Source organism: Micromonospora sp. NPDC048830 (assembly GCF_043198215.1).
GTDB lineage: Bacteria > Actinomycetota > Actinomycetes > Mycobacteriales > Micromonosporaceae > Micromonospora.
In genome coordinates, this window is record NZ_JBICUP010000141.1 from 1 (window position 1) to 1,142 (window position 1,142).

Sequence of the window (1,142 nt, forward strand, 5' to 3'; positions counted from 1 at the left end):
GCGATCACGACGAGGGCCAGGTTCGTGAGGTGCGCTGTGACGACGACGCGTTGGTGGAGGCGTTCGTCCGGCTCAACAACGAGGAGGGCGGCACGCTGAAACTCGCCCGTGACTGCGAGTACGAGCTGGAGGACCACGACAAGAAGAACGGCTCAGCCCTACCGACGATCCACCAGCGCATCAAGATCAAGGGCGACAACTCCACAATCAAGCGCGACTCCCAGGACGCGTTCCGGATCTTCACCGTCGGCGAGGGCGGCGAACTCACCCTCAAGGGCGTCACCGTCAAGGACGGCAACGCCTCCCACGAGAAGAAGAAGGACGAACAAGAACCCTGGCAGAACGGCATGTCCGCACCCGCCGGCCCCGCCGCACCCGGCACACCCACCGCGCCAGGCGCCACAGCCGGCGCCCCGACGGTCGCACCCGCCGGACCGGCGACTGCGCCTAGCGGAGCGGGAGCCGCACCTGGCACCGCACCGACTGGACCGGGCACCGCACCGGCTGGACCGGGGGTCGTGCCAGGCGCACCAGGCACCATGCCTGGTTCGGACTGGTCCAGCAAGCCCGACGAGGGCGCCGACGGCGGAGCCGTACTCGTCAAGCGCGGCGGCACCCTCAACCTGGAAGACAGCAAACTCGCCCACAACAACGCCAGCGGCAACGGCGGCGCCATCGCCAACTTCGGCCGCACCGTCCTCGAACGCACCACCATCGAGGACAACCACGCCAAGGGCAACGGCGGCGGCATCTTCAACACCGGCGTCCTCAAGATCAAAGAATCCCGCATCACCAACAACACCGCCGGCGCAAACGGCGGCGGCATCGCCAACGGCGACACCAAGGAGCACAAGGACTCCCACGAGCCCAAGACCTCCACCTACGAACCCAAACTCACCATCGACAACCGCGCCACCGGCACCGTCGAAATCACCAAGAGCACCATCAGCCACAACACCGCCGACGACAACGGCGGCGGCATCTACACCAACAACGGCTTCGTCGACATCTCCTTCGCCGAGATCAAGGACAACACCGCCTGCGACAGCGGCGGCGGCATCTACGCCAAGGACACCGTCCTACACCTCAAGAAGGTCACCGTCGAAAACAACAAAGCCAGCAACGACGGCGGCGGCATCTTC

At 66.0% G+C, this 1,142-nt stretch carries 1 pseudogene; it reads left to right on the forward strand.

Annotated elements, in window-relative coordinates:
- Positions 1-29: 29 nt before the first annotated feature.
- Positions 30-1,142: pseudogene (locus ACGFIZ_RS34285) on the forward strand (hypothetical protein); the annotation flags it as partial.